Annotated in this window: 1 protein-coding gene; it reads right to left on the bottom strand. The window is 38.7% G+C overall.

Translation table 11 applies throughout. The annotated features are described in order from the left end of the window. The coding region (locus AC2JBO_RS45080; protein WP_496960111.1) for an alpha-amylase family protein at positions 1–727 on the bottom strand (727 nt) is incomplete at both ends.

Here is a 727-nt window from a genome sequence, read left to right as displayed (position 1 = left end):
ATCATTCCATGCTTTTGCATCGGGAAAATTAGTTATTTTGTATTCACTAAAATCTTGGTCTGAGAAATTTAGCAGTGTTACTACGCGGGAACCTTCATCATTCCAACGCAAATAAGCTAGCACTTTTGCGTCAGGGTTTTCGTGGAAGAATTCAAGGTTGTCAGATTGTAATGCAGGATTTTTAACTCGCAAGCCAATCAATTTTTTGTAGTATTCAAATAATTCTTTATTTTCCTCGCGTTCCAATAATGGCCAAGCTATTTTTTTTGGCTGTGTTACAGTTTGACTTTTACGCTTGTGTTCCCCAAACTCTTCTCCCATCCATAACATTGGAGTACCCATTGCTGTTATTAGTAACACTGCTGCTAGCTTCGCGCGCGTAAATGCTGCTTCGTCAAAAATTCCTCTATCTCCTAGTTCCCTAAATAAATGTTCTCGGTCATGAGTTGCTAGGTAATTTATGACGTTTACGCCACTATCGTAACCTTGTTTTCTGGGGTCTATTACTTGTTTGAGATTTTCTAAGTTAAACTCTTCACCGCAAAGATGAGGTATGGCAAAATAACGAAAACTTTCATGCCAGCACGCATCTAATGGACCATCTGGTTTTGTAACGTCACTAGTATCAGGGATATGTTCGGCAATATTATAAAACGGTTTAGGCGCCCCCTGAATTGTTACATTCTTTTTCGCTTGAGTTGCCAACCAATTCAAAAATTCAAAGTCA

The organism is Calothrix sp. CBUCES-K 9914 (assembly GCF_059640475.1).
Note: the sequence above shows the minus strand (reverse complement) of the source record. Positions and strands in the feature narration are given on the sequence as shown.